The organism is Mucilaginibacter sp. (assembly GCF_964263795.1).
Classification (GTDB): Bacteria; Bacteroidota; Bacteroidia; order Sphingobacteriales; family Sphingobacteriaceae; genus Mucilaginibacter.
This window is the reverse complement of record NZ_CAXVWK010000034.1, coordinates 1-3,680: the sequence shown is the minus strand read 5'-3', so window position 1 is coordinate 3,680 and position 3,680 is coordinate 1. Positions and strand designations below refer to the sequence as shown.

3 protein-coding genes are annotated in these 3,680 nt (G+C 39.9%); all 3 read right to left on the bottom strand.

Going from position 1 to position 3,680, the window contains the following annotated elements; translation table 11 throughout:
- Window positions 1–32: 32 nt before the first annotated feature.
- The 3 genes from ACE5CV_RS06530 to ACE5CV_RS06520 all read right to left on the bottom strand — a co-directional run bounded on the left by ACE5CV_RS06530 (window position 33) and on the right by ACE5CV_RS06520 (window position 3,302).
- Window positions 33–449, bottom strand: coding sequence for a hypothetical protein (locus ACE5CV_RS06530; protein ID WP_374949364.1), 417 nt, complete (start codon window positions 447–449; stop codon window positions 33–35).
- 63 nt (window positions 450–512) lie between these two features.
- Window positions 513–2,522, bottom strand: coding sequence for a transketolase (gene tkt / locus ACE5CV_RS06525; protein WP_374949363.1), 2,010 nt, complete (start codon window positions 2,520–2,522; stop codon window positions 513–515).
- Window positions 2,523–2,549: 27 nt separating this feature from the next.
- Window positions 2,550–3,302, bottom strand: a complete 753-nt coding sequence (locus tag ACE5CV_RS06520; RefSeq protein WP_374949362.1) for an ROK family protein — start codon at window positions 3,300–3,302, stop codon at window positions 2,550–2,552.
- Window positions 3,303–3,680 lie beyond the last annotated feature (378 nt).

The window sequence follows — 3,680 nt, the reverse complement described above, 5'->3', positions numbered from 1 at the left end:
TGCACTATCAGAAATGTTTCGCTGTCAAGTATTTAAATTTTTGATTTCCCTTTTGGCAAATCATGCAGATCAATTAGATACGTGTTGCCAACCTGTTTTACGTTCCCGGTTTGAAAACCAGATCGTGTATCCTGAGCAGCGGCAATGGGATCGAAATCTAATCCAGTTTCGTCAAATTTAACTGGCTTACGAAAGTAATCGGTAATTGCCTTTCGAAGTGGTGCGTCAAAATAGCTCCCCCGTTCTTTCATCGCAAAAGCAAATTCTGACAGATTGTGCTTACGAGTGAAATCATCGTCGGCTTGCAAAACGTTATACCAGTCATAAAATTTCTGAACAAACTCTTTGGCAGCAGCCTTATCATTTGCAGCAGATTGCGCTTTTACATTCAAAGACATAACTATACAAAGTATAATTACACTTCTAAAGGTAAAATAGCTGTTTTTCATTTCAGGTAGGTGAAATTATGAAATTAGATAATGAGTCTTTAACTCATTACCTAATACTCAAATTTATTTTAACAAGGCTTTAGCTTTTGCTACTACGTTATCTATCGTAAAGCCAAAATATTTGTAAAGCTCTTCAGCAGGTGCCGACTCGCCAAATGTTTCCATAGCTAGTATGTCACCTTCGTCGGTAACATATTTATGCCAGCCCATTGGTGAAGCCATTTCAACAGCTAAACGTTTTTTAACCGCTTTAGGGAACACGCTTTCTTTGTAAGCAGCATCTTGCTTCTCAAACAATTCCCAAGATGGCATACTTACTACACGTGCAGAAATACCTTCTGCTTTTAATGCAGCCTGTGCGTCCATAATCAAAGCAACTTCTGACCCTGTCGCCATTAAGATAACATCAGGTATACCTTCCGAGTCAGACAGGATGTAGGCACCTTGATCTAACTGGCTAGCTTTACCATATTTATCCTGATCAAGGATAGGTAGCCCTTGGCGGGTAAATACCAACACAGTTGGGCCGTCTTTTTTCTCGATAGCTACGCGCCACGCATGGGCAGTTTCGTTAGCATCAGCAGGGCGGATAACAGTAATGTTAGGGATAGATCGTAAAGAAGCCAATTGCTCAATAGGCTGGTGAGTCGTACCATCCTCGCCTAAACCGATACTATCGTGTGTATAAACAAAAATCGGGCTTATCTTCATAATGGCAGCCAAACGGATTGGAGGGCGCATATATTCAGAAAACATCAGGAATGTTGCACCAAAAGGCTTGATACCTTTAGTTAATGACATACCTACTAACGCAGAACCCATTGCATGCTCGCGGATACCGAAGTGAAAATTACGTCCGTTACGGTTCTCAGAAGTAAATGAGTCGTATTTTTTCAGGGTTGTTTCTGTTGATGGAGCCAAATCTGCCGCACCACCAATAAGATGAGGGAAGCTATCAGCAATTGCATTTAATACTTTACCTGATGCCTGGCGAGTTGCCATTTTAGGATCAGACGCTTTAAATACTGGCAATTTATCTAACCAGCCTTGTGGCAATTCGTCCTTAGATGCTGCTTCGTATTGAGCGGCAAGTTCAGGGAACTCAGCTTTATATTTTGCAAATAACTCGTTCCATTTTTCTTCCGTTTTGATACCACGCGCACCAATTTCTTGGTAGTAGGTAGCAACTTCAGTGGGAATGTTAAATGATTTTTCAGGATCAAACCCGAAGAATTCCTTAACCAATTTAATCTCATCGGCACCAAGTGGCGAACCATGTGAACCTGCAGTGCCTGATTTATTTGGGCTGCCGTAAGCAATCAATGAGCGTACACGGATTAATGAAGGTTTTTGTGTTTCAACTTTAGCATTAATAATCGCTTGCTGTATACCAGCAATGTCGTTAGCGTCAGCTACTGATTGCACGTGCCAGCCGTATGCACGGAAGCGTGCATCAACATCTTCATTAAAAGCAATTTCTGTGCTGCCTTCGATAGAGATTTTGTTATCATCATATAAATAAATGATGTTACCTAACTCTAAATGGCCCGCTAAAGAAGCGGCTTCAGAAGTTACGCCTTCCATCATATCGCCATCACTGCAAATAGCATAAATGTGATAATCAAATAAGTTGAAACCTGGTTTATTGTAATAGCCGGCTAAGTGTTTTTGAGCTATTGCAAAACCCACGCCGTTAGCAAAACCCTGACCCAAAGGCCCAGTGGTTACATCAATACCAGGTGCCAAACCGTACTCCGGGTGCCCGGCAGTTTTGCTGTGTAACTGGCGAAAGTTCTTTATATCATCCAGAGAAATATCATAGCCTAAAAGGTGCAAAAAATTGTATTGTAAAATACAAGCATGGCCCGCCGATAAGATAAATCTATCGCGGTTTGCCCAATCAGGATTTTTAGGATTAAAGTTGATAAATTCTTTCCAAAGTACGTGGCCCAGAGGGGCTAAGGCCATAGCGGTACCCGGGTGGCCAGAGTTAGCTTTCTGTACAGCATCTGCCGACAATATCCTTACGGTGTCAATTGCTAATTCCTCGATGTTTTTACTGTTTGAATCCATTTCCTCTTTTTTATGTATTTTTTATTATTACTTATTTATTGTTGATGAAGGCACAATCGGCGTCAGCGCTTTATCTTCAGACCACAGCCTTGCCCCGCCTTTTATACCTTCTTGGTTAGTTACCAATTTAACATTATTGTCCAGTTTAAACGTTAGCTCGCGCGCGTTTCCTCCGCCTATGTATAGATAGTCATAATTGATAAGGCTTTGCATATTATTCAAAACCTTTTCCATTCGCTCATTCCATTTCTTTTTACCTTCAGCATCAAAAGCTCTATCGCCTATATAATTATCATATGTATTGTGCCTGGTTATCGGGCTTTGGCCAATTTCCAAGTGGGGCAATAATTTGCCATCCAATAACATTGCAGTGCCAAAACCTGTACCTAGGGTTATCACCAGTTCAAGTCCCTTACCATTGACAACACCAAGACCAGCCATATCAGCGTCATTAACTACACGCGTAGGCTGGCCCAATTCCTCCTCAAGTTTTTTACCCAAGCTAAAATCTTTCCAGGCATTGTTATCCAAATTGGGCGCCGTTTTTACAATGCTATCTCGCACGTAGCCCGGGAATCCAACTGAGATCCTAGTATATCCCGAAAATTGCTTAACTAACTTTTTTATTGCCTTAACTATATTGTCCGGATTGGCAGGTTGGGGCGTGTCAACCTTGCTGTAGTCCACTAAAAGGGCTCCAGTATTGTCTAACACTGTCGCTTTAATGTGCGAACCGCCAATATCGATTGATAAAACTTTAAGTTGTGCTGTTTTGCTCATGACTATTATGGATGGCAAAAGTAATATGTATTTTGTAATATATAACAATCTTTTGCTCAATATATAAGGTATTGAAATATGAAGTCCGCAGAGATAGTAGACTAATGATTGATTTGTGCTTGAAATGATTTGTTTTAACTGCTTATTGATTAAAACTTTACAAAGATTTAATTTGGCGAAGCATCAATAATTGGCTAAAACATTCATTAAGGTATAAGTAAATGTAGAGCACTTTAACGCTGTGTATCTTTAACACAGAAACTAAATGGCATAAGCCTGCTTCAACGATTCATTGTATATTAAAAATGTTACGAATGTTTGGAGTTATTTTTTTCAATTATTAATTTTATAATTTATAATTTCAACCTTTGAATGCTG